The organism is Saccharothrix sp. NBAS 001, from assembly GCF_056640475.1.
The window spans coordinates 4,349,248-4,374,910 of record NZ_CM153251.1 but is presented as its reverse complement, the minus strand read 5'-3'; the positions used below and the strand labels follow the sequence as shown (position 1 = coordinate 4,374,910).

The window sequence follows — 25,663 nt, the reverse complement described above, 5'->3', positions numbered from 1 at the left end:
TCCCAACGGGTGCCGAAGCGGGGCTGTCCGGTGCGGACGCGAGGAACTCCTGATGGATCGGACGTCGTCGAAGCGCCGTTCCACCAGGAGTTCCGTTGCCGTCGTGGCCGATGCCCGCGGGTGGCACGTCCGGCCGGTCGTAGCGGGCGGTGGGGAGGTGCACCGCCGCAGGGCGGGCGTCCGCCGACGGGGTGCTTCGTTTCCCCGAACTCCTCGGACACCGAACTTCTCGAACACCGAACTCGGTCGCCGCGTTGTTCGTCCGCCCACCGTCGACAGGCCGCCGGAGGTGCTGCTCGTCCCGACCGCGCCGAGCCTCGTCCAGAGCCCGTACGACCGGACGGCTGAACCCGACCCTTCGAATGACAAGCCGAACATCCGTTGCGGCCAAAAACCTGTTGCAGATCGGCGGCCAGGTGTGATGGCGGCTATCCGGTGTCTGCCGCGACTGCGTCGATCGCAGGCTCTCCCCTGTCCGCGTGCAGACCGAGTTGATCACCCGCCGTCGATACCGCGCGACGATCGACCGGCCAAGTCGCAGGTCAAATCCTTACGCGATCTTAGCGTTGCCAAATGTCCCGCTGACGAGACATCAGTGGTCGAACTGCCGGTCCGAATGTCGCCATCGGCGTTCGGACCGATTCGGTGCTCAACCGCGCGGAGTGCACGGCCGGTGCGTCGGCACACCGGCGGTGCACTCCGCGCGGGCCGCCGCGGTGGGCCGTCCAGTCGGCGTGCCGGTGTCTTTTGCCGGTGATGTCGGCGGGTCCGCCGTCGAAGTCACCGGACGCTGTCGGCCAGGCTGCCTGCGGCCTGCGCAGTTCGGGCGAAACCGCTCGGCTGTTCAGCGTTCGCATCGCGCGAGCCAACCCCGCACGAGTGCGAGATCTGACGCCGGCCGACTTCACCGGCGAACGGGCCGACATCGCCCGCAAACGACCGGAGTTCGATCCCGGGTTGTCGGTGGAGCGGCGGATCACCTGGCCGTTTTCGCGAATTCCGGCGACACCGGCTCGCGAAATCGGCGGCACCGGGCAAGATCGAAGTTCCCCGAGGTGCTCGCAGCATCCGGGCGTGTACATTCGTCCGATTGCGGGCACTGATCGCCGCTGGTCCGGGTCGTTCGCCCGCGCCGCGGGCGTTCCACCCGGGCCCGACAACCCCGCCACCAGCGCGGTGGTCGGGATGAGCGGACCCGCCGACCGACGCCCGTGATGGGCTGTGACGTCGACATTCACAAGCGCGGAGTCGCCCGGTGCGAATGCCGCCCCGCATGGGAACCCCGTCGGGGGCCCGTCACCAGACCCTGTACAGGCACATGTATTCCAGTAATATGCGACACAGGGAACACCTTGGGGGGAAGGGGATCGAGGCATGGGTCATGCCAGGGCGTTAACGCACGGTTCCGGATTGTCCGCCGCCCGACTCGGACCAACGAGAACGCACCGGTCGGACAGCGAAGCGGCGCCAAGCAGAGTAGTGACCCTGCAGACGGGTCTGCATATCCCGGCGAAACTCTCCTTCGACGAATGGGAACTTGCCGGCCGTCGCCTTTCCGGCATCGTCAACTCTTCATCGTGGTGGCTCGGTGATTGGCTCGTGTACGGCAAGGAGCGCTACGCGGACAGGTATCAACGTGGTGTCGCGACGGCGGGCTTGCAGTATCAGACGCTCCGCAACTACGCCTGGGTGGCTCGGCGGTTCCCGATCCACCGTCGACGGGCGGAATTGTCGTTTCAGCACCACTCCGAGATTGCGTCGCTGCCGAACGAAGAGCAGGACATGTGGCTCGACCAGGCGGAACTCAAGGGCTGGACGACGAAACAACTCCGCAACGCGGTCAACGCCGCTCGGCAGAAACTGTTGCCCGCGCCGGCCGCGGCCGTGAACAACAGCAGCCCGACGCTCGACCTGCCCGGCGGCGACTTCGACCGGTGGCGGCAGGCCGCCGAGCTCTCGGGCACCAACCTGGAGCAGTGGGTGTTGTCGACCCTGGACCGCGCGGCCCAGCGCGTCCTGGTCGAGGGCGAGTGGACGGCGGCGCCGGATCCCCACGGGGCCTAGGCGCAGCCGGGTTCGGCAGGCGTCGATGCGGACTCCCGCCGAGCGGACCTCAAGTTCACAGTGCGCCGCTTGTACAACTCGGTGTCGAACGCCGGTGGTCGCCCGCCGTGCGAGCCCTTGGCCGTGCGGCGGGCGACCTGGTCGGCCCGTTCGGGGCAGACGAACCGCAAACCCCTCTCGCGCATGGACTTCCTGGTGGAGTCGTGCGAGTGCGCCTCGCCCGCGACCGAGAGGGCCTCGGCTCCGGGTCCGCGGGATCGCGTCGACCACCTGCCGGTGATCACGCTACCGCCGGCCACCACTGGCCACCGGCGGCGGCAACGGCCCGATCGCCGAGCACGCCCGATCCGTCGACTCACCACGCCCTCGCGATGCACCGGAACCACCAGAAGCCTTGATCGACCAATTGCAGGACGCCGCCCAGGCGGGTCGGGTTCTCGCGGGTCGTGGTGCGTGGTCCAGTACGGCAGTCGCCGTACTGGACCACGCGCGCAGGTCAGGCGATGGTGCCCTGGGCCGGCTCCGACCAGGAGCGGTGCTCCCGGTTCCGGGCGACCGTCTCGGCGGGCCCGGACTCGAAGTCCCGCTGCGGGCGGCAGCCGAGCACCCCGCGGGTCTTGGCGTCGTCGATCGGGTGCCGCCGGTCGTGAGGCATCCGCGCGCACGCCGAACCGATGGCCCCGGCGTCGGTGACCAGCAGGCGCATCAGTACTCCAGAAGCTCCAGGGGCACGGGGTTGTCACGATGGCTGCGGGCGCTCTCCATGACGTACTGGCCGTACGGGGAAGCCGACATCCCGGCGCCGAGAGCCAGGCAGGCGTCAGTGCTGATGAGGCCCATGAACATGGCGACCTCCTCGACGCAGCCGAGCCGTATTCCCTGGTGGTACTGGACATCCCGGACGAACCTGCCCGCGTCCAGCAGTGATTCGTGGGTCCCGGTGTCCAGCCAGGTGACGCCCCGGCCGAGCCGCACCAGATCGGCCCGCCCCTCGGTCAGGTACGCGCGCAGGACGTCGGTGATCTCCAGTTCGCCGCGCGCGGAGGGCCGCAGACCCTTGGCGATCTCGCTCACGGTCTCGTCGAAGAAGTACAGACCCGGGATCGCGAGGTTGGAGCGCGGGTGCTCGGGCTTCTCCTCGATGGAGACGAGGTTGCCCTTCGCGTCGACCTCCGCCACGCCGAAGTGCTGCGGCTCGGCGACCTGGTGCCCGAACAGCACGCAGCCGCGCAGCTCCCGCGCGGTTTTGCGGAGCAGGGACGGCAGCCGAGCACCGTGGAACAGGTTGTCGCCCAGGATCAGGGCGCACTCCTCGCCCTTGATGTGGTCGGCGCCGACGCGGAAGGCATCCGCGATGCCCCGCGGCTCGTCCTGGGTCGCGTACGTGATGCGCATCCCCAGGTGGCTGCCGTCGCCGAGCAGTCCGCGGAACTGCTCCAGCTCCGTGGGCAGGACGATGATCAGGACGTCGTCGATGCCCGCGAGCATCAGCATCGAGAGGGGGTAGTAGATCATGGGCTTGTCGTAGACCGGCGCGAGCTGCTTGGAGCTCACCAGGGTAAGGGGCTGGAGGCGGGTCCCGCGCCCGCCCGCGAGCACGATGCCTTTCATGAGAACGCAACCCGACGATCGGTGTATCCGGTCGTGCGACGCGACGTGTGCGACATGGGTCGAACCACGGCTCCTCCATTTTGTGCAGAACTCGGCGCCCAGGAAAATAGTGGACGCCGGCCAAAGCCGATCTTGGGTCAGGTTTAATTATGGGCCTGCCGGACGAGGTGCGAGGCAAATTTCCGTCCTGTCGGCGGGACAGCGGTGACCCGTCGACCCTGGCCTGTCATGCTGTTCTGGTAAAGGGTGCGCCGGCGGCTGCCGATGAGTTGAAGGCGGGCTGCGGGGCGGCGTACGGTGTCGATCAAACAGCGTTCAGCGGAACTCGGTGGAGGCGCAGCCGTGTCGGTTTCAGATCGCATTCCAAGTCTTACCTCGGAATTCGTCGGCACCGCCGCCGCCTATCGTGCACTGCGCGCGGAGGGACCGCTCGTGCGGGTGCGGCTGCCGGACGTGGAGACCCCGATGTGGCTCGTCACCGGCTACGCGGAGATGAAGACGCTGCTGAGCGACCCCCGGTTCGTCCGCGATGCCGCCAAGCTCGCGGACCGGGAGGGGCCCAGCGTCGTCGACCAGATGATCGAGGCGTACGGGCTGCCCCCGGAGTTCGGCGAGTACAACGGCATCCTGGTGTTGTCCGACGGGCCCGCGCACCTGAGAATGCGGAGGATCATCACCCGCGCGTTCACCCCCGCTCGGATCAATGCGTTGCGGTCCGGCTTGGAGGGTCGGGTCCGGGAGCTGCGTGAATCGCTGTCCGGGCGCGGCGAGGTCGAACTGATCTCCGAGTTCTGCTACCCGCTCGCGTGCGCCGTGATCTGTGAATTGCTCGGCATCGTGGAGGTCGATCAGGTCGAGGTGCGCGAACAGATGCTGGACGCGATCTCCGGCGAACCCGGCAGGCTCGTCCCGGCGTTCAAGAGCATGGTCGAACGCGGCCGGTCCCTGGTCGAACTACGACGTGCGAATCCCACGGACGACCTGATCTCGGCGCTGCTGCGCATCAGCGAGGACGAGGGCGATCTCGACGAGCAGCAGATCGTGGCGATCATGCTGGTGCTGATCGACACCGGGGTCGGGCCCGCGGCGCACTTCCTCGCGGACGCGGTCCTGGCGCTGCTCGACCACCCCGACCAGCTCACCCGGCTGCGCGCCGAGCCCGGGCTCCTCGGCCCGCGGGTCGTGCCCGAGCTCCTGCGCCACACCTCGTCGGTCCCGGTCGGCGCGCCGATGTACGCCACCGAGGACGTGGAGTTCGCCGGAGTGCACATCGAACGCGGCGAGGCGGTCATCCCGGGGATCCTGGCCGCCAACCACGATCCGCACGAATACCCCGAGGACGCGCTCGGCCTCGACGTCGGCCGCACGCTCGGCGCGGGCGTGGGGCACCTGGCATTCGGCCACGGCCCCCACTACTGCATCGGCGCCGGGCTCGCCCGGATGGAAGCCGAGATCGTCATCGACGGGTTGTTCCTCAACGGCGCGACACCCCGGCTCGCCGTGCCGCGGGACGAACTGGAGTTCGTGGCCCGGCCCGGTGACGGCGTCCACCTCAAAGCGCTGCCCGTGCGCTTGTGACCCCCGTGACCACCTGCTGCCCACGACCACGGAGGTAATGGTGCGCATCGGCGTGACGCTCAACGAGCACGACGGACCGGACGCCCTCTCGCGGCTGATCGACGACCTGCGGCGCGCATACGACGACGGGATGGCCTCCGTCTGGATGTCCCACATCTTCGGCATGGACGCGCTCACGGCGCTCGCCGTCGCGGCGAGCCGAGTGCCGGACGTCGAGGTGGGCACGGCCGTGGTGCCGGTCTTCGCCCACCACCCGGCCGCGCTGGCGCAGCAGGCTCGCACGGCCGCACTGGCGGCGGGCCCGGGCCGGTTGACGCTGGGCATCGGCCTGTCGCACCGGGTCGTCGCCGAAGACCTCATGGGCCATTCCTACGAGCGACCGCTGCGGCGAATGGACGAGTACCTCTCGGTGCTCCTGCCCCTTCTCGACGAGGGGGCGGTGTCGTTCAGCGGCGCGACCGTGCAGACGCGGCTGCGGCTGACGACGCCGGGCAACGGGCGGCTGCCGGTGCTGCTCGGCGCGCTCGGTCCCCGGATGCTGACGCTCGCGGCCCAGCGCACCGAGGGCACGGTGCTGTGGATGACCGGGCCCGCCACCGTGCGGGACCACGTCGTGCCCACCCTCACCGCCGCCGCCCAGGCAGTCGGCCGCCCCGCCCCGCGCGTGGTGTGCGTGCTGCCGGTCGGCGTGACTGATCACCCCGACGACGCCTACCGGCGCGCGGTGACGGAGTTCCGAACCTACGGATCGCTCCCGTCCTACCGGGCGATGATCGACCGCGAGGGCGTCGCGGGCCCCGCCGACCTGGCGCTCATCGGCGACGAGGACGCCGTCGGCACCAAGCTCGACGAACTGGCCAAGGCCGGCGTGACCGACTTCGTGGCCGCGGAGTTTTTGACGGGTGCCGACGCCGCGCGCACCCGCTCGTTCCTCGGTTCGCTCACCACCTGACCAGTGCGATCCACGTCCCGTCAACCGCGTCGAGGAGTCCGGATTCGATGAAGGCACGCAAGCTCGCTGTCGAGGGGGCGTTGGAGTTCACCCCCCGGGTGATCGAGGACAAGCGCGGGTTGTTCGTCTCGCCCTTCCAGGGGCCTGCGTTCACCGAGGCGGTGGGCAGGCCCCTGTTCCCCGTGGCGCAGACCAATCACAGCCACTCACGACGGGGCGTGGTGCGGGGTATCCACTTCACCGCCACACCACCGGGCACGGCGAAGTACATCTACTGCGCCCGCGGCGCGGTGCTGGACATCGTCGTCGACGTCAGAGTGGGCTCACCGACCTTCGGCCTCTGGGACACCGTGCGGATGGACCAGGTGCACTTCCGAACCGTGTACTGCCCGATCGGGCTCGGGCACGCCTTCGTCGTGCTCGAAGACGACACCGTGATGTCCTACATGCTCTCCGCGAGCTACGTGCAGGAGCAGGAGCTGGCACTGGACGCGCGGGACCCGGCGTTGGGGCTGCCCCTCCTGGAGGACGTCGAACCGATCCTGTCCGAGCGCGACGACGCGGCGCCGACGTTGGCCGAGGCCATGGAGATGGGCATCCTGCCGGACTATCAGCGCTGCCTGGAGATCGAGGAGGCGCTGGGCGGTCGGTACACGTCCGTCTGACTCCGGCACCGCCGGCCGGCCCGTGTTCCGACGCCGAGGCGGTCCCCGGCCGCAGGCCGGACCGCCCCTTGGCGGGTGGACCGGCAAGCCGCGCCTGGCCTGCGAACAGGGCCACCGGCGCTGCTGATCACCGCCGGACGGCGTGGCGAGAGCCCGCGGTTCGTCCCCGTGATCGAACGGATCGCGGTGCCGCGCCCCGGACCGGGAAGGGCCAGGACCCGAGCGGATCCTGCCCGTCAACGCCCACGTGCGCCTGGAACAGGATGGCGAACGCGATGCCGTCCTGTTCCAGGCGGGTTGTCGCCTCAGAGGTGGTGCCCGGATCCACCCTGCCTCACGGGACGTCCCACGCGACCGGGAGGCTGTTCACACCGGAGATGTCCGAGTCGGTGCGCAGCCGGACTTCCCCCGCCGGGACGGCGAGTCGCAGGGTGGGGAACCTGTTGATCAACGCCGGAAGGGCCACGCGCATCTCGATGCGGGCCAGTTGTTGTCCCAGGCACTGGTGGACGCCGTGGCCGAAGGCGACGTGCCCGGCAGCGTGCCTGCGCAGGTCGAGGCGGTCCGGGTCGGGGAACTTGTCGGGGTCGCGGTTGGCCGCCACCGCCGAGAGCGCGACGCAGTCGCCCGCCTTGACCAGTCGGCCACCGAGTTCGACGTCCTCCAGCGCGGTCCGCATCCCGGTGTGGGTGATGGACAGGTAGCGCAGCAGTTCCTCGACGGCGTTGTCGGTGAGCGCCGGGTCGGCGCGCAGCGCGGCGAGCTGCTCCGGGTTCTGCAGGAGCGCGAAGGTGCCCAGCGCGAGCATGTTGGCGGTGGTGTCGAACCCGCCGCCCAGCAACAGGACGCCGAGGTTGGTGAGTTCCTCGTCGGTGAGGTCGCCGGCAGCGATCTCGCTGAGGATGTCGTCGGTGGGTGCCGTGCGCTTGGCCACGACCAGTTCCTGCAGGTAGTGCTGAAGGGCGGCGAAAGCGCCGTGCTTCGCCTCCGGTGTGGCGTCGGTGTCGTTGACCTTCTTCACCTGGGACTGGAAGAACTCCTGATCCTCGAAGGAGACGCCCAGCAGTTCGCAGATCACCAGCGCCGGGATGGGGTCCGCGAAGGCGTCCACGAGATCGGTCGACGGGCCGTGGCGTTCCATGGCGTCCAGGTGCTCGGCGGTGATCTCCTCGATGCGTCGGGTCAGCTTGTGCACCCGGCGGACGGTGAACCTGCCGGTGAGCAGACTCCGGTAGCGGGTGTGCTCGGGGGCGTCCATCCCGATGAACAGCCCGGGCGGGGCGGGCGGCGTTCGTTCCATGGCGGCATCGCCCGGCAGAGGAGAGTGGAGCAGTTCGTACCTCGAACTGAAGCGCGTGTCCGCCAGCACCGCGCGGACCAGTGCGTGACTGGTCGCCAGCCAGCCGACGTGGCCGTCGGGAAAAGCCATCCGGCACAACGGGTTCCGCTCGCGGAGCCGCGCCAGCTCCTCCGGGGGGTCGAACGGGCGGCCCGCGGGCCGGGTCATCGGCAGTCCCGCCAGGAGGGGGAGGGATTCGGTCATCACAGGTCCCTGGGGTTGTCGTGTTCGGAGTGGAGCGCCCCGGACGCCCGGGGCGACGAGGTGTGGCCGATCGCGGTGATCGGCGAGTCGGCCTCGGGCTGGTCCCGGGTGCCGGGTTCTTCGCGGCCGCCGGCGGGACCCTGTCCGGATTCGCCACCCCAGCCGGCCGGATGCCGTGGTTCCCGGTGGTGCGGGTCCGCGCCCCGCGGGCCCGGGCGACCCCCGTCGATCCGGGCGGTTGCGTTCGAACGCGGCGCGGCGGGCTCAGTCGCGCGGAGAGCCAACCCGGTCCTCCTCGGCGCACCTGCGGATGATGGAGTCCGCGATCTCACCGCTGCGCACGGCGATGTTCGAGAGCAGGGACGAGGTGAGCCCGTGGGTGTGCTCCGTCCCGCCCTGGAGGTAGATGCCGCACTGCAACTCGGAGGTGGTGAGCAGCCGGTAGTCGCGGCCGACCTGGTGCTGCCCCGCCCGCTCGTCACGCAGGCAGAGGTGGTCGAGGTCGCCGAGCAGGCCGCTCGGATCCATCGCGTCGTACCCCGTGGCGAAGACGATCGCGTCGACGTCCAGCTCTACGAGGCCGTCGTCCTGCAGCGACTCCAAGTACACCCGGGTCTCCCCGCCGACCCGCTTGATCTCCTGCACCCTGGTCAGGTTGAGGAACCGCAGGCGGCTCTCGCCGCGGACCTCCTGGTCGTAGGCCCGGTGGTACAGGTCCCGGATGACCTCGTCGTCCACGACGGAGTAGTTGGTGTTCTTGTGGTACTGCCAGAACGATTCGCGGGTGCGGTTGGTGCCGAAGTAGTAGTCGTCGACCGCGGTGGGGTCGAACACCTGGTTGGCGAAGGGCGTGCTGTCGGCGATGGAGTAGCCGTAGGACGGGATGATGGCGGAGATCCGCGCGTGCGGCAGGTGGTCGTACAGGAACCGGGTGATCTCCGCCCCGCTCTGGCCCGCTCCGACGACCGCGACCTGCTTGAGCTCATCGGACCTGCTCTGCCGGAACCGCTCCAGGAACTCCGAGCTGTGCCAGACGTGCTCGTCGCGCTCCACGCCGTCGGGCATACGTGGTGCCAGACCCGTGGAGATGACGGCGTTCCGCGCGTTGACCACCCTGGTGCCGGTGCCGTCGCGCACCTCCACCCGCAGGTGCTGAGGGGACCGGGCGGTGGTCGGTGGTGCCAGCCGGACCCCGGTGACCTGTGATCCGTAGGAGACGCGGTCCGTGAAACTCGCCTCCGCCCATTCCAGGTACCGGTGGAACTCCTGGCGCGTCGGGTAGAAGTCCTGCTTGTTCACGAAGCTCGCCAGCCGGCCGGCGGCGTGCAGGTACGAGACGAACGTGAATCGTGACTCCGGGTTGCGGAAGGTGGCCAGGTCCTTCAAGAAGGAAACCTGCATCGTCGTCGACGGGAGCAGCATGTTGCGGTGCCAGCCGAAGGCGGGTTGGCGCTCGAAGAAGGCGGCGGAAACCGGCCGTTCCCGGAGGTTCGCCCGGTGTTCTTCCAGGGCAATGGCAAGCGACAGGTTGGACGGACCGAATCCGATGCCAACCACATCGTAGATCTCTTGCGCATCGGTTTTCATGAAGCCCTTCTCCCGTTGGGTTGCGGCAGTAGGAATTCAGTTCGACGGGACCTGACCGTGCTTCACGGATCTGCCGTAATTTGCGGATCGTAGCCCGCCGGTGCTGTATTCTCAACGGCGCACTTGCTAATGTGCGGATCGTCCTCGGAGGTCGTCGGCCCGCCTCTTCGCGGGAGCCCGTCCCGGTGTGCACCGTCCTGTCGACAGGACAGCATTTCAGATTCCGTGTGCGGTGTCCGGTCGATGCGCGCGGCGGACGGTCGGGCCGCCGCGCGGAGCGTCGACCGGTGCCGTGCCGGCTATCAGTGAGAGGCGGGATTTCACGTGTTCGTACCCAGTCAATACCGCGAACCCGACGCGTCGTGGATGGCGGGTTTGATCCGCGCCAACCCGCTGGCTCTCGCGATGAGCAACGGCAACCCCGGCGAGAGCCCGTTCGCCACGCACCTTCCCGTGATCGGGTGCCCGGAGTCGACCGTCGAACAGCCGGTCGACCTGGTCGGCGTGACGCTGCTCGGGCACATGAACCGCGCGAACCCGCATTGGCGCGCGTTGGACGCGGACAAGGCCATACTGCTGGCGTTCACCGGGCCGCACGCGTACGTCTCGCCCGCCGTGTACGACACGACGCCCGCGGCGCCGACCTGGAACTTCACCTCGGTGCACGTGTGCGGCGTGGTGGAGAAGATTGATCCGGGCGAGGACACGCTCGGTGTCGTGATGGCCACCGCGCTGGCTCTGGAGGGCCGGTTCGGGGCAGGCTGGGACCAGTCTGAATCGGTCGACTACTTCCGCGAGATCGTTTCCGGGGTGGGTGCTTTCCGGGTGACAGTGACGTCTGCCCAGGGCATGTTCAAACTCAGCCAGGAGCAGCCCGCAGAGGTCCGTGAACGGGTGCGCCGGTCATTCGGTGGCAGTGCCTGCGGTCGATACCGCGAGGTGGCCGACCTCATGGGGGAACTGCCGGGACGGTGAAGGTTTCCACCGACCCGGGTGTCCCGCCGACGGGACGGTCGCCCGTCGTCCCGGCGGCACCGGTTGCCGGTGCGCGGGTATCTTCACGTGGCGCTGCTCGCCAATAGTTGATCGGGGTGCCGACGGGCAGGTCGGACCGGACTCGTCGACAAACCCGAGATGATCAGGAGGAGGGGCGGATGGCGCTTTCCACGACCCGTCGGCCGTATATCTCGGCAAGAGCATCGGCACTGCGCGGGAATAGTTTGGTGGACCTGTTCCTGCTGGCCCGTGAGCGCGGTGCGATCGATCTGGCACTGGGTACTCCCGGGTATCCCGAGCCGGATTCGAGGATCATCGGTGCGGCCGCCGAGGCGATGTCCGCCGGGCACAACCAATACATCCACCCGGCGGGCGATCTGCCCCTTCGGCGGCAGATCGCGGACACGGTCCTGCGTGCCCCGACCGACCCCGAGAACGAGCTGACCGTCACCGTCGGCGCCACCGAAGCCCTCTGCGTCGCCCTGCTGTCCTTCGTCGACCCCGGCGACGAGGTCGTCCTGCTCGACCCGGGCTTCGAGCAGTTCCAGGCGGCCATCACGCTGGCCGGTGCGATTGCGCGGTTCGTCCCGTTGTCCGCGCCCGACTGGCGCTTCGACCCGGCGGACCTCGCCGCCGCGTTCAACTCCCGCACCCGCGCGGTACTGCTGAACTCACCGGGCAACCCGACCGGGCGGGTGCTGGACCGCGCCGAACTCGACCAGGTCGCCGAGCTGGCCGAGCGGTGGGACACGACGGTCATCTGCGACGAGGTGTACAGCAACTTCGTCTTCGACGGTCGGGTCATGACCTCCGTCGCCGAGGTCCCCGGGCTCGCCGACCGCAGCGTCGTCGTCGGTTCGCTCTCCAAGAGCTACGCGATCAGCGGGTGGCGGCTCGGGTTCCTGCGGGCCGACGCCGCCCGCACCCGGGCGATGCGGCGCGTGCACGAACTCACCACGCTCGGGACGGCGGCCCCGCTCCAGATCGCGGTCGGTCTCGCGGCCCTGTCCGCCGACCTGACGGCGGCGGCCCACGGGATGGCTCGTCGCCGCGACCTGGCGGTCGAGATCTTCACCGGGATGGGCATGAAGATCACCCCGGCCGAAGGAGGTTGCTTCCTGCTCGCGGACGTCAGCCCGCTCACCGGCGGGCACCGCGACAGCAAGGACTTCGTGCTCGATTTCCTCGACGCCACCGGGGTCCTGGTCGTCCCGGGCGGTCCCTCCTTCGCCGATCCCGCCCGCGGCGCGCAGTACGTGCGGATCGCGTTCAACCGCCCGTTCGAGCTGCTGCGGGAGGTCGAGCGCCGCGTCCGGGCAGCGGGACTGCTCGCCCCGCCGCGGCACACGGCCGACCGACTGGGCCCCCTGCCCGGGTTCATGCGGCCCGGTCCGGGCGACGTCACCCGCGTGGTGACGCCGACCGGCGACGACATGTGGTTGGTGCGCGGCCACGCGCTGGGGCGTGCGGTGCTCACGGACAAGAGGTTCAGCCGGGTCGCGGCGCTGGCGCCGGAGGCACCGAAGTTCAACGACGCCCAGCCCGCGGCGGATTCCATGATGAGCATGGACGGCGTCCCGCACGCCCGGCTGCGGCGCCTGGTCAGCGGCGCGTTCACCACCGGCCGCACCGCCAAGATGCGGACGTTCATCGAAGAACTCGCCGACCGGCGCCTCGACGCGATCGATCGGCTCGGTCACGGCGCGGACCTGGTCGAGAACCTCGCCCGGCCGCTTCCCCTGGCCGTGCTGTGCCACCTGCTCGGCGTCCCCGAGCAGGACAGCGACGAGTTCGGCGGCTGGGTCGACGTGCTGTTCGACATCGACGCGTCGAGTTCGCGCGACAAAGCCGGCTCCCGCATCAAGCTCATCGACTACGTCACCGAACTGCTGGAGCACAAGCGCCGCGATCCGCAGGAGGACCTGCTCACCGACCTGCTGGCCGTGCACGACCGGGGTGAGCTGTCCACGAACGAGCTGCTGACCCTCGCCCTGACCTTGCTGATGGCCGGGTACGAGACCACCGCGGGCCAGATCGGCCTCGCGACCCTGTCCCTGCTGACCGACCGCGCCGCGTTCGACGAGCTGATCGAACACCCCGACCGGATCGGCAACGCGGTCGAGGAGCTGATCCGGCTGAACCCGTCCTCGCCGCTGGCCTTCCCGCGCGTCGCCACGGAGCCGGTGCGGGTCGGCGACGTCACCGTGCAGCCGGGTGAAGGCGTCATGGTCGCACTCCTGCACGGCAACCGCGACGCCGACGTGTTCACCGATCCGGAGGCGATGCGCATCGCCTCCGGTCGCGGCGCGTCCCACCTCACGTTCGGCCACGGCGAGCACCGCTGCCTGGGAGCGCCGCTGGCGACGCTACAGGTGCGCGTCGTCCTCGAACGCATCCTGCGGCGCTTCCCGACCTTGCGCCTCGCCGACGTCGACACCCCGTTCAGCTGGACGGACGGCATGGCGACCCGCAGCCTCGCCCAGCTCCACGTCGCCTGGTAGCCCGCTCGCCCCGCCCAGACCCGGAGGCCTCGTGTCCACCGCCTTTCGCACCGCCACGGTCCCCCTGCTCGTCTCCGGAGCGACCCACGACGACGTACGGGCGCGGGCACGGCAACTGCTCAAGCACCTCCAGGAGAACCAGCGGGCTCTCCGCGACGTCGGGCTGTCGCTCGCGGCGTCGCACGACGCGGCAGATCCGGCCGCGGTGCGGCAGCGGACCGTCGTGTGGGCCGAGGACGACCGGCAGCTCACCGGAGAACTCGCGGCGCTGGCGGACGGCGGGCGCAGCGACACCCGGCTCAGCGGCCTCGCCGCCGCGCGGGACCGGATCGTCTTCGTCTTCCCCGGCCAGGGGTCCCAGTGGATCGGCATGGCGGCAGGTCTGATCGACGACTCCGACGTGTTCCGCGCGTCCGTCGAGCGGACCGCACTGGCCCTCGCCCCCCACATCGACTGGTCGCTGGAAGACGTGCTGCGGGGGCTGCCCGGCAGCGCGTCGCTCGAACGGGACGACGTCGCGCAGACCGCCCTGTTCGCGGTGAACGTGGCCATCGCCGAGCTGTGGCAGTCGTTCGGGGTGCGGCCCACGGCCGTGGTCGGGCTCAGCGTCGGCGAGTTCGCCGCCTGCGTGGTCTCCGGGGGGTTGTCGCTGGCGGACGGGGCACGGCTGGTCAGCGTGTGGGGCAAGGCGATGACCCGCATCCGGGGCCGGGGCGCCATGCTCGCCGTGTCGGCGCCGCTCGCGTCCCTGCAGGAGAAGCTCGCCGAGTGGGGCGACCGGCTCGCCGTCGCGGCGGTCAACGGACCTCGGTCGGTGGTCCTGGCGGGCGACTCGGACGTCATCGACCGGCTGCGCGGGGAGTTCGACGCGGCCGGGGTGAACGCGAAGCGCGTTCTCGTGGACATCGCGGGCCACGGCCCGCAGATGGACCAACTGCGCGACGAGGTGCTCACCGGGCTCGCCCCGATCACTCCCCGCGCGGGAACCGTGCCCTTCTACTCGACGGTGAAGGGCGGGTTCGTCGAGACCGCGGAACTCGACGCCGAGTACTGGTTCACCGCGCTGCGCGGCGTGATGCGGTTCGAGGACGCCGTGCACGCGCTCGCGCCGGACCACCACGCCTTCGTCGAGATCAGCCCACACCCGGCCATGACGATGGCGCTCCAGCAGACGCTCGACGACCTGGACTCGGCCGCGGTCGTGGTGGAATCCCTGCGCCGCGGCAAGGCCGGCACGCGGCACTTCCTCGCATCGCTCGCGCGTCTGCACGCGAGCGGTGCCGCGGTGGACTGGCGGCCCGCCTTCGGCGCGGACGCGGCGCCGACCGACCTGCCCACCCCCGTTGCGCCTGAACGCAGTGGGCCTGCGGACGCGGGTGAACGGAGCCCCGACGCGGACGCGGACCGCCTGCTCGCGCTGGTGCGTGCCGAGACCGCGGTGGTACTGGGGCGCGACGAGGTCGCCGAACTCGACGACGTGGCCTTCCACACCATCGGCCTGGACTCCATGCTCGCCGTGGAGCTGCGCAACCGGCTCGTCGACGCGACCGGGATGCGGCTCCCGCTGACCCTGCTGTTCGACCACCCGAGCCCGCGGCGGCTCGCCCGGCACCTCGCGGACCGGCTGAGCGGCGCAACGGACGCGGTGACGTCGACCGCGCGCCGCGGCCTCGACCCGCACGAGCCCATCGCCATCGTCTCGATGGCGTGCCGCTTCCCCGGTGGCGTGACCACGCCGGAGGAACTGTGGCAGCTCGTCATGGACGAGAAGGACGTCATCTCCGACTTCCCGGTCAACCGGGGGTGGCCCCTGGAGGACCTCTTCGACAGCGATCCGGCACGCCCCGGCCGCTCCTACACCCGCCAGGGCGGCTTCCTGCACGACGCGGACCAGTTCGACGCGGAGTTCTTCGGCATCAGCCCGCGCGAGGCCCTCGGCATGGACCCCCAGCAGCGACTGGCCCTGGAAACGGTGTGGGAGGCGTTCGAGCGGGCGGGCATGGACCTGGCCGCCTTGCGCGACAGCAACACGGGAACCTACTTCGGCGCGCTCGCCCAGGAGTACGGGCCACGGCTGGCCGAGGCGGACGACACTGCCGGGGGATACCTGCTGACCGGCACGTTCATCAGCGTGCTCTCCGGCCGCGTGGCCTACACGTTCGGATTGCGCGGCCCCGCGATCACGGTTGATACGGCGTGTTCGTCGTCGTTGGTTGCGTTGCATTTGGCGGCGCAGGCGTTGCGGTCGGGTGAGTGTGATTTGGCGGTGGCGGGTGGTGTGACGGTGATGTCGGGTCCTGGGACGTTTGTGGAGTTCAGTCGGCAGCGTGGGTTGTCGGTGGATGGTCGGTGTCGTGCTTTTGCGGAGGATGCGGGTGGTACGGGGTGGGCCGAGGGTGTGGGTGTGTTGTTGTTGGAGCGTTTGTCCGATGCCCGTCGTCATGGGCGTGAGGTGTTGGCGGTGGTGCGGGGGTCTGCGGTCAATCAGGATGGTGCGAGTAATGGTTTGACGGCGCCGAGTGGGTTGTCGCAGGAGCGGGTTATTCGGGATGCGTTGGGTCGGGCGGGGCTTGTTTCGGGTGATGTTGATGTGGTGGAGGCGCATGGGACGGGGACGCGGTTGGGGGATCCGATCGAGGCGGGGGCGGTTGTCGCGACTTATGGGCAGGGTCGGGTTGCGGGTCGGCCGGTGTTTTTGGGTTCGTTGAAGTCGAATATCGGTCATGCGCAGGCGGCTGCCGGGGTCGGTGGTGTGGTGAAGATGGTTCTGGCGATGCGGCATGGTGTTCTGCCGCGTACGTTGCATGTGGGTGTGCCGACTTCGCGTGTTGATTGGGATGCGGGTGCGGTGTCGTTGTTGCGGGAGGCGCGGCCGTGGCCGGTGGTCGATCGGCCGAGGCGGGCGGCGGTGTCGTCTTTCGGTGTGAGTGGTACGAATGCCCACGTCATTCTGGAACAGGCACCCCAGACACCGGCCGTTGCGGTGCAGGAGGGGAATCCGCGGCCGTGGTTGCTCTCCGGTCGGACCGAAGACGCGCTGCGGGCGCAGGCCGCCCGTCTGCGGGACTTCGTTTCCGCGAACCCCGAGGTCCAGCTACCCGACATCGGCCTCACGCTCGCGAGCGGGCCTGCCCGGTTCGCGCACACCGCCGCCGTGGTCGGCCACGACCGGGATGCGTACCTCCAGGGGCTTGAGGCACTTGCGGGCGGCACGTCCTCCGCGCAGTTGGTCCCCGGCCCGGTGGCCTCGGCGAAACCCGGTGCCACTGCTTTCCTGTTCGCTGGTCAGGGTGGTCAGCGGGTGGGTATGGGTGGTGGGTTGTATCGGGCGGAGCGGGTGTTCGCGGAGGCTTTCGACGAGGTGTGTGGTCGGTTTGACGCGTTGTTGCCGGTGTCGCTGAAGCGGTTGGTTTTCGCTGATCCGGGTGGTGCGGATGCGGCGTTGTTGGGTGGGACGCGGTTCGCGCAGCCGGCGTTGTTCGCGTTGGAGACGGCGTTGTTCCGGCTGTTGCTGGATTCGGGTTTCGCGCCGGATTTCGTGTTGGGGCATTCGGTCGGCGAGATCGCGGCGGCGCATGTGGCGGGTGTGCTGGATTTGGCGGATGCGTGCACGTTGGTGGCGCATCGGGGTCGGTTGATGGGTTCCGTCCCGTCCGGCGGGGTGATGGTCGCGATCGGGGCGGGCGAGGAGGAGGTCCGGGAGAGTCTGGTCCCCTATGCGGGGCGGTTGGATGTGGCCGCGGTGAACGGGCCGATGTCGGTGGTGGTGGGCGGGGACGCCGGGGCGGCGGACGAGTTGGGCCGGTGGTGGCGGGGTCGGGGGCGTGCGACGTCCCGGTTGCGGGTCGGTCACGCGTTCCATTCCGGTCACATGGACGGGATTCTGGCGGAGTTCGGCGACATCGCGGCTTCTCTTTCTTTTTCGGCCCCGGATATTCCGGTGGTGTCGACGGTGACCGGGGAGATCGCGACCGCGAAGGAGTTGGCCGGTCCGGATTATTGGGTGGCGCAGTTGCGCGGCACGGTCCGGTTCGCGGACGGGGTCGGTCGCCTTGCCCGTGCGGGCGTCGGTCATTACGTCGAGTTGGGTCCGGACGCCACACTGTCCACTTTGGTCGGAGAGATCCACGGCGACACCGCGACCGCGACGCCCGTGCTCCGTCCCCGCCACCCCGAACCCCTCACCTTCACCACGGCTGCGGCCAGGCTCATGCTGCACGGTTCCCGGTCGGACAACGCGCGGCTGTTCCCCGGCGCGCGGCGGACCGTCCTGCCTACCTACGCGTTCCAGCGCCGACGCTATTGGCTCAACGCCCCCGCGCCGGTGGGCACCGCCGCGGGCGTCGGTCTCGTGCCTGCCGATCACCCGTTGCTCGGCGGTCTGACCAGCCTGGCGACCGGTGCCGGACTGCTGTTCACCGGGCGGCTCTCCGCGCGCACGCACCCCTGGCTCGCCCAGCACGTGATCGCGGGCTCCGCACTGCTTCCCGGAACGGCCTTCGTGGAGCTTGCCGTTGCGGCGGGTGACCGGGCCGGACTCTCCGGGCTGCGCGAGCTGCTCCTGGAAGCGCCGCTGGTGCTGCCCGAGGAGGGCGTCCGCGTGCAGGTCGCGGTGGGACCCGCCGACCAGTCCGGCGAGTGCGCGATCACCATCCACTCGGCCCCGGACGATCCGGCGGGCAACGCGCCCGCGTGGGTTCGGCACGCATCGGGCGTCCTGGTCGCGCTCGGGGTGCCTGGCGAGGTGTCCGAGCCGCGCCCACCGGATGCGCTTCCGCTCGAACTCGACAGCCTGTACGAGCGCTTGGCCGACCTGGGCTACGCCTACGGCCCGGCGTTCCGCGGGCTGCGCGCCGCCTGGCGGTCGGGCGCGGACGTGTACGCGGACGTGGAGCTGCCCGAGGAGTCGCACGCCGAAGCCGCGGCCTACGGGATCCACCCCGCCCTTCTCGACGCGGCCCAGCACGTGCTCCTGCTCGGCCTGCGGCCCGAGGACGGCGAACTGCGCGTGCCGTTCGCCTACACCGGCGTCACCCTGCACGCCTCCGGCGCCACCCGACTGCGGGTGCGGGTGGGCGGCGGCGACGGCGAGAACGCCTCATTGGTCGCGACCGACCCGGCGGGGCAGCCCGTCCTGTCCATCGACTCCGTGACGCTGCGCCCGGCACCGACCAGCGGGCACTTGACCCGCGACCGCTCCCGCGAGCACCTCTACCGGGTGGCGTGGCAGCCGATCCTGCCCGGCACGGGCACCGCTCGCCGGGCGGTCGTGCTCGGGAGCACCGCGGACTTCCCGGGCCTGCCGCGCCGGGACTTCGACGCGCTTTCGACTGCGCTGGACGCGGGCGAACCGGCTCCCGACGTGCTGGTGCTGCCCTGCCGCACGCCGGATGACCGGGTCGCCGACGGTGCCGCGACCCGCACCGCGGTCCGCGACGCGCTCGCCGTCGTGCAGCGTTTCCTGGCCGACGAGCGCCTGAAGTCGACGACGTTGCTCCTCCTGACCCGTGCGGCGGTTGCCACCACCCCCGGCGACGACGTCCGAGACCTGCCCGCCGCCGCCGTGCACGGGCTGCTGCGCACCGCGGCGAGCGAGCACCCCGGCCGGTTCGCGCTCCTGGACACCGATGGCGACCACCCGGCCCAGCTACCCGACATCACCGATGTCGGGCTCCCGGTGGCACTGCGCAAGGGCGTTCTCCACGCGCCCCGGCTCGCCCACGCCGCGCCGGGCACCGCCGCCGAACTCGATCCGGCGGGCACGGTGCTGATCACCGGCGGCACCGGTGCCCTCGGCAGCCTCTTCGCCCAGCACCTCGCTGCCCGGTACGGCGTTCGGCACCTGCTGCTGTGCAGTCGCAGCGCCCACGCACCCGACCTCGTCGCCCGCCTCGCCGAGCTGGGCGCCGAGGCCACCGTCGTCGCCTGCGACGTCACCGACCGGGCAAGCCTGGCCGAGGTGCTGGCCGCCGTGCCGCCAGAGCACCCGCTGACCGCCGTGGTGCACACCGCGGGCGTCCTGGCCGACGCCACGCTGGGCACCCTCGACCCCGACGCCGTCGACCGGGCGCTCAGCGCCAAGGCGGACGGCGGCCGGCACCTGCACGAACTCACCGCGCACCTGCCGCTCGCCGCGTTCGTGCTGTTCTCCTCGATCGGCGGGCTGCTCGGCAGCCCCGGCCAGGGCGCCTACGCCGCGGCCAACGCGTACGTCGACGCCTTGGCGCACCACCGCCGGGCGCACGGCCTGGCCGCCACCGCGCTGGCCTGGGGGATGTGGGACGCCGCGACGGGCGGGATGGCGGCGAACCTCGCCGCCGCGGACATCGCGCGGTGGCGGGTCAACGGCGTCCTGCCGCTGAGCGCGGAGCGTGGTGTCGAGCTGTTCGACGCCGCACTGGCGACCGGCGAACCCCTGCTCGTCCCGGTCGAGCTGGACCTCGAAGCACTCCGCGACCCCGCACCGACCGTGCCCGCGCTGCTGCGTTCGTTCGCGCTCCGCGACCGCCCACGGGCCCGGACGGCACCGGCCGGCTCATGGGCCGCGCGCACCGCCGCGCTGTCCGCGACCGAACGCCACCGGACAACGCTGGCCCTGGTCCGTTCCTCGGTGGCCGCCGTGCTCGCGCTGCCGGACGCGGCGCGGATCGCCGCCGACGCGCCCTTCCGCGAACTGGGCATCGATTCCCTTGCCAGTCTCGAACTGCGCACCGCGCTCGGTGCGGCCACCGACGTCAGGCTGTCCACCACGGTGGTCTTCGACCACCCCACCCCGGCGGCGCTCGCCGACCACCTCTTGACGCACCTCGACCGCGGGCCCGCTGCCGAGCCGGGCACACCGCGGCGGACGGAGGTCGGCCCGGCCGACGATCCCGTCGTGATCGTCGGGATGGCGTGCCGCTACCCCGGCGACGTCCGCGACCCCGACGACCTGTGGCGGCTCGTCGCCGAGGGCGTCGACGCCATCGGTCCGTTCCCGGAGAACCGAGGGTGGGACGTCGCCGCGCTGTACGACCCGGACCCGGACAAGGCCGGCACGTCCTACACGCGCCACGGCGGCTTCCTGTACGACGCGGACCAGTTCGACGCGGAGTTCTTCGGCATCAGCCCGCGCGAGGCCCTCGGCATGGACCCGCAGCAGCGGCTCATGCTGGAGGCCAGCTGGGAGGTCGTGGAGAACGCGGGCATCGCGCCGACGACCTTGCGCGGCAGCCGCACCGGCGTTTTCTGCGGCGTCATGTACAGCGACTACACCTCGCGCCTCCCCGTCACCCCGCCGAGCGTCGAGGCGTACGGGTACACCGGCAACTCGCCGAGCGTCGTCTCCGGTCGGGTCTCCTACACCCTGGGCCTCAAGGGTCCTGCGATCACGGTTGATACGGCGTGTTCGTCGTCGTTGGTTGCGTTGCATTTGGCGGCGCAGGCGTTGCGGTCGGGTGAGTGTGATTTGGCGGTGGCGGGTGGTGTGACGGTGATGTCGGGTCCTGGGACGTTTGTGGAGTTCAGTCGGCAGCGTGGGTTGTCGGTGGATGGTCGGTGTCGTGCTTTTGCGGAGGATGCGGGTGGTACGGGGTGGGCCGAGGGTGTGGGTGTGTTGTTGTTGGAGCGTTTGTCCGATGCCCGTCGTCATGGGCGTGAGGTGTTGGCGGTGGTGCGGGGGTCTGCGGTCAATCAGGATGGTGCGAGTAATGGTTTGACGGCGCCGAGTGGGTTGTCGCAGGAGCGGGTTATTCGGGATGCGTTGGGTCGGGCGGGGCTTGTTTCGGGTGATGTTGATGTGGTGGAGGCGCATGGGACGGGGACGCGGTTGGGGGATCCGATCGAGGCGGGGGCGGTTGTTGCGACTTATGGGCAGGGTCGGGTTGCTGGTCGGCCGGTGTTTTTGGGTTCGTTGAAGTCGAATATCGGTCATGCGCAGGCGGCTGCCGGGGTCGGTGGTGTGGTGAAGATGGTTCTGGCGATGCGGCATGGTGTTCTGCCGCGTACGTTGCATGTGGGTGTGCCGACTTCGCGTGTTGATTGGGATGCGGGTGCGGTGTCGTTGTTGCGGGAGGCGCGGCCGTGGCCGGTGGTCGATCGGCCGAGGCGGGCGGCGGTGTCGTCTTTCGGTGTGAGTGGTACGAATGCCCACGTCATTCTGGAACAGGCACCCCAAACGCCAGTCGCACCCGAACCGGCCGAAATCCCCGACCTGCTGCCGTGGGTGATCTCCGCACGCGGTCCGCAAGCACTGCGCGCACAGGCCGCGCAGCTGCTGCCCCGTGCCGCAGCGCCCGGCGGTGACGCTCTCGGTCGCGCGGATCTCGATATCGGCTACTCGCTGGCCACGGCCCGATCCGCCCTCACCGACCGCGCCGTGGTTCTCGCGGCCGACCGCGCCGGCCTGATCGCCGGTCTGGACGCGCTCCGCAACGGGGAACCGGCGGCGAACGTGGTGACCGGTACCGCGACCGAACCGCCCCGCACCGCTTTCCTGTTCGCTGGTCAGGGTGGTCAGCGGGTGGGTATGGGTGGTGGGTTGTATCGGGCGGAGCGGGTGTTCGCGGATGCTTTCGACGAGGTGTGTGGTCGGTTTGACGCGTTGTTGCCGGTGTCGCTGAAGCGGTTGGTTTTCGCCGATCCGGGTGGTGCGGATGCGGCGTTGTTGGGTGGGACGCGGTTCGCGCAGCCGGCGTTGTTCGCGTTGGAGACGGCGTTGTTCCGGCTGTTGCTGGATTCGGGTTTCGCGCCGGATTTCGTGTTGGGGCATTCGGTCGGCGAGATCGCGGCGGCGCATGTGGCGGGTGTGCTGGATTTGGCGGATGCGTGCACGTTGGTGGCGCATCGGGGTCGGTTGATGGGTTCCGTCCCGGCCGGCGGGGTGATGGTGGCGATCGGGGCGGGCGAGGAGGAGGTCCGGGAGAGTCTGGTCCCCTATGCGGGGCGGTTGGATGTGGCCGCGGTGAACGGGCCGATGTCGGTGGTGGTGGGCGGGGACGCCGGGGCGGCGGACGAGTTGGGCCGGTGGTGGCGGGGTCGGGGGCGTGCGACGTCCCGGTTGCGGGTCGGTCACGCGTTCCATTCCGGTCACATGGACGGGATTCTGGCGGAGTTCGGCGACATCGCGGCGTCTCTTTCTTTTTCGGCCCCGGATGTTCCTATGGTGTCGACGGTGACCGGGGAGATCGCGACCGCGAAGGAGTTGGCCGGTCCGGATTATTGGGTGGCGCAGTTGCGGGGCACGGTCCGGTTCGCGGACGGAGTAGATCGTCTCGCCCGTGCGGGCGTCGGTCATTACGTCGAGTTGGGTCCGGACGCCACACTGTCCACTTTGGTCGGAGAGATCCACGGCGAGACCGCGACCGCGACGCCCGTGCTCCGTCCGCGCCACCCCGAAACCCTCACCTTCACCACCGCCGTGGCGCGGGCTTACGCGGACGGTGCCGAGATCGACTGGAGCCGCTTCCACCGCGGCGGCCGCACCGTTGCCCTGCCGACCTACCCGTACCAGCGCGATCGGTTCTGGCTGAGCGCAACGGTCGAGCGCACCACAGGCGCGGCGCACCCCGTGCTCGACGGGGGCGTGGAGCTGGCGGACGGGCGCGGCACCGTGTTCACCGGGCGGCTCGACCCGCAGACGCAGCCCTGGCTCGCAGACCACGCCATCGCCGGGGCCGTCACGCTGCCCGGTTCCGCCGTTGCGGAACTCGCGCTGCACGCCGCACGGCGCACCGGCGCGGGGCAGGTGCTCGAACTCGCCCTGGAGCAGCCGCTCCTCCTCGGACAGCCGACCGCGGTCCAGCTCATCGTCGGTTCCCCGGCCGGCGACGGACACCGGTCCGTAGCGCTCTACGCCCGGTCGGGCGCGGACTGGACACGGCACGCCACGGGCACCTTGGCCGCCGCGGAAGGCGTCGAGCCGACCGGTCTTCGCGCCTGGCCACCGCCCGATGCCTCCCCGGTCCGGCTCGACGGCCTGTACTCCCGGCTGGCCGGGCGCGGCTACGGATACGGTCCGGCCTTCCAGGGGCTGCGCCGGGTGTGGCGACACGGGGCCGACCTCTACGCCGAGGTCGTCGCCCCGGCCGACGTGCGTGGCGACGACTACCTGGTGCACCCCGCAGTCCTCGACGCCGCCCTGCACCCCTTGCTCGCCATCGCCGACGACCGGTTGCTGGTGCCGTTCGCGTGGCGCGACCTGGTACTGGCGGGCGACGTCGGCGAAACGCTGCGCATCCGCCTCCGGCGCGCGGGCGACAGCTGCACCGTGCTCGTCGCCGACGAGACCGGTGAACCCGTGCTCAGCACCGAGGTCGCGCTCCGCGAACTGCCGCGGGGAGGCGGCCGACCGGCCCCACACCCCGCGTTGCACGCGCTGGAATGGGTCGGCCGGACGTTCGACGCAGCAGCCCCGGCCGGCCGCTGGGCCGTGCTCGGCCCTGACACCGGAGACCTGCGCGACGCCCTGCGCGCGACCGGAGCGGTGATCCGCGCCCACGCGCACCTCGACGAACTGCTCCGGTCCGTCGACGACGGCGCGGACGTGCCCGCGGTCATCGTCCTCGACCTCGGCGCGGCGTCGACCGAGCCCGATCCGCCCACCGGAACGGGACCGCACGAACTCCTCGCACTGGTCCATCGCTGGATCCGCGACGAGCGGTTCGACGCCGGACGGCTCGTCGTGCTGACCCGGGACGCGGTTGCCGCGTCCGATGGGGACGGCCCGGACCCGGTCCGCGCGGCGGTGTGGGGTCTGGTCCGGGTCGCGCAGTCGGAACGCCCCGGCCGGTTCACGGTGATCGACGTCGACGGACGCCCGGAGTCGGTGCGCGGCGTCGCCCTCGCGATCGAGTCGGGCGAACCCCAGGTCGCGATCCGGCGCGGCGGCTTCCGGGTGCCCCGGCTGGTCCCGCACCAGCCGCAACCCACCGGCACCGCACCGTTCGACGCGGAAAGCCGAGTGCTGATCACCGGGGGCCTGGGCACCCTCGGGCGGCTCGTCGCCCGGCACTTGGCGGACCGGTACGGCGTGCGACAGCTGGTGCTCACCGGCAGGCGCGGATCGGGCGCACCGGGCGCGTCGGAGTTCGTGGCGGAGCTGGAGGCCGTCGGCGTCCACGTGACGGTGGCGGCGTGCGACGTCGCGGACCGCTCCTCCGTGGCCGCCCTGCTCGACGGGCTTGAGCGACCGCCGACGGCGGTGCTGCACGCGGCGGGGGTACTGGACGACGGCCTCATCGAGGACCTGTCCCCGCAGCGCCTGGACGCGGTCCTCCGGCCCAAGCTGGACGGCGCCATCCACCTGCACGAGCTGACCCGGCACCTGGACCTGTCCGCGTTCGTCCTCTTCTCCTCGATCGCCGGTGTGCTCGGCTCGATGGGCCAGGGCAACTACGCGGCGGCCAGCTCCGCGCTCGACGCGCTGGCGCACCGCCGCCGAGCCGCTGGTCTGCCCGCGGTGTCGTTGGCGTGGGGGCCGTGGACCGACGACGGCTCAAGCGGTGCGATCGGTCTGGGCAGCGACCTCGACGACGGCGGCTTGCGGGCACTGTCCCGCTTCGGGGTGGCCACCCTGCCCGTCGCCGAGGGCCTCGCCCTGTTCGACGTCGCCGCCGTGGACGCCGCCCCCGCCCTCGTCCCCGCCCGCCTCGACCTGGGCGGCCTCGACCAGGAGCACGCCTCGCCCGTGCTGCGGGAGTTGGCGCCGCGCAGGACGGCAGCCGGGGGAACCCCCGACGAGCCCGCCGCCGGTCTGCGCGGCAGGCTGGCCGCCGCACCCCGCACGGAACAGCTGCACCTCGTCCTCGAAGCGGTGCGGGCCGAGATCGCCGTGGTGCTCGGGCTCACCACCGCCGAGCGCGTCGCGGCCACCAGCCGCTTCCAGGACCTGGGCTTCGACTCCTTGACCGCCCTGGAGTTGCGCAACCGGCTCAGCAAGGTGACCGGTGTACCCCTGCCACCGACGTTGATCTTCGATCACGCCGGCCCGCGGGCCCTGGCGGCCCGCATCGCCGCTGATCTCGCCATCGCGGAGGCCGAGCCCGCTGTCCAGGCCGGGCAGGCGGACGGGCCGGGTGCCCGTTCCGCGGTGGACTCGATGACGACCGACGAACTGGTCCGCCTGGCACTGGGCCGGGTCGACCAAACCCCGAGCCGAACTGTTGGAGAGTCACCATGACGGGCCCGT

12 protein-coding genes are annotated in these 25,663 nt (G+C 70.7%); 8 read left to right on the top strand and 4 right to left on the bottom strand.

The features are described 5' to 3' along the window. Window positions 1-879: 879 nt before the first annotated feature. On the top strand, window positions 880-1,215 hold the full coding sequence (locus AC0HI0_RS18125; RefSeq protein WP_480933555.1) for a hypothetical protein: 336 nt from the start codon (window positions 880-882) through the stop codon (window positions 1,213-1,215). Window positions 1,216-1,479: 264 nt separating this feature from the next. Beyond that, a complete protein-coding gene (locus AC0HI0_RS18120) occupies window positions 1,480-2,064 on the top strand; it encodes an LmbU family transcriptional regulator (RefSeq protein WP_480933554.1) in 585 nt (194 codons plus the stop codon). A gap of 496 nt (window positions 2,065-2,560) precedes the next feature. Here AC0HI0_RS18120 and AC0HI0_RS18115 read toward each other — a convergent pair whose 3' ends face one another. After that, window positions 2,561-2,770, bottom strand: a complete 210-nt coding sequence (locus AC0HI0_RS18115) for a hypothetical protein (RefSeq protein WP_480933553.1) — start codon at window positions 2,768-2,770, stop codon at window positions 2,561-2,563. Next, a complete protein-coding gene (gene rfbA, locus AC0HI0_RS18110) occupies window positions 2,770-3,675 on the bottom strand; it encodes a glucose-1-phosphate thymidylyltransferase RfbA (RefSeq protein WP_480933552.1) in 906 nt (301 codons plus the stop codon). Before rfbA ends, AC0HI0_RS18115 begins: the two co-directional genes overlap by 1 nt. A 432-nt stretch (window positions 3,676-4,107) precedes the next feature. Between rfbA and AC0HI0_RS18105 the strand changes: the two genes are divergently transcribed. Genes AC0HI0_RS18105 through AC0HI0_RS18095 form a run of 3 tightly spaced genes read left to right on the top strand, consistent with a single transcriptional unit; the run spans window position 4,108 to window position 6,870 of the window. Then, a complete protein-coding gene (locus tag AC0HI0_RS18105) occupies window positions 4,108-5,253 on the top strand; it encodes a cytochrome P450 (protein WP_480933551.1) in 1,146 nt (381 codons plus the stop codon). Between the two features lie 37 nt (window positions 5,254-5,290). After that, a complete protein-coding gene (locus tag AC0HI0_RS18100; RefSeq protein WP_480933550.1) occupies window positions 5,291-6,205 on the top strand; it encodes a TIGR03564 family F420-dependent LLM class oxidoreductase in 915 nt (304 codons plus the stop codon). 47 nt (window positions 6,206-6,252) lie between these two features. Continuing rightward, window positions 6,253-6,870, top strand: coding sequence for a dTDP-4-dehydrorhamnose 3,5-epimerase family protein (locus AC0HI0_RS18095; protein ID WP_480933549.1), 618 nt, complete (start codon window positions 6,253-6,255; stop codon window positions 6,868-6,870). Between the two features lie 334 nt (window positions 6,871-7,204). Here AC0HI0_RS18095 and AC0HI0_RS18090 read toward each other — a convergent pair whose 3' ends face one another. Both AC0HI0_RS18090 and AC0HI0_RS18085 read right to left on the bottom strand, forming a co-directional pair. After that, on the bottom strand, window positions 7,205-8,413 hold the full coding sequence (locus AC0HI0_RS18090; protein WP_480933548.1) for a cytochrome P450: 1,209 nt from the start codon (window positions 8,411-8,413) through the stop codon (window positions 7,205-7,207). A gap of 264 nt (window positions 8,414-8,677) precedes the next feature. After that, entirely contained in the window at window positions 8,678-10,000 is a 1,323-nt protein-coding gene (locus AC0HI0_RS18085; RefSeq protein ID WP_480933547.1) for a lysine N(6)-hydroxylase/L-ornithine N(5)-oxygenase family protein, read from the bottom strand. Between the two features lie 324 nt (window positions 10,001-10,324). On the opposite strand from AC0HI0_RS18085, the gene AC0HI0_RS18080 reads away from it, so the two are divergent. The 3 genes from AC0HI0_RS18080 (at window position 10,325) to AC0HI0_RS18070 (ending at window position 25,654) form a co-directional block, all read left to right on the top strand. Continuing rightward, on the top strand, window positions 10,325-10,975 hold the full coding sequence (locus AC0HI0_RS18080) for an FMN-binding negative transcriptional regulator (protein WP_480933546.1): 651 nt from the start codon (window positions 10,325-10,327) through the stop codon (window positions 10,973-10,975). A 248-nt stretch (window positions 10,976-11,223) separates the two neighbouring features. Beyond that, entirely contained in the window at window positions 11,224-13,497 is a 2,274-nt protein-coding gene (locus tag AC0HI0_RS18075) for an aminotransferase class I/II-fold pyridoxal phosphate-dependent enzyme (protein ID WP_480933545.1), read from the top strand. 31 nt (window positions 13,498-13,528) lie between these two features. Further along, on the top strand, window positions 13,529-25,654 hold the full coding sequence (locus tag AC0HI0_RS18070) for an SDR family NAD(P)-dependent oxidoreductase (protein ID WP_480933544.1): 12,126 nt from the start codon (window positions 13,529-13,531) through the stop codon (window positions 25,652-25,654). Window positions 25,655-25,663 lie beyond the last annotated feature (9 nt).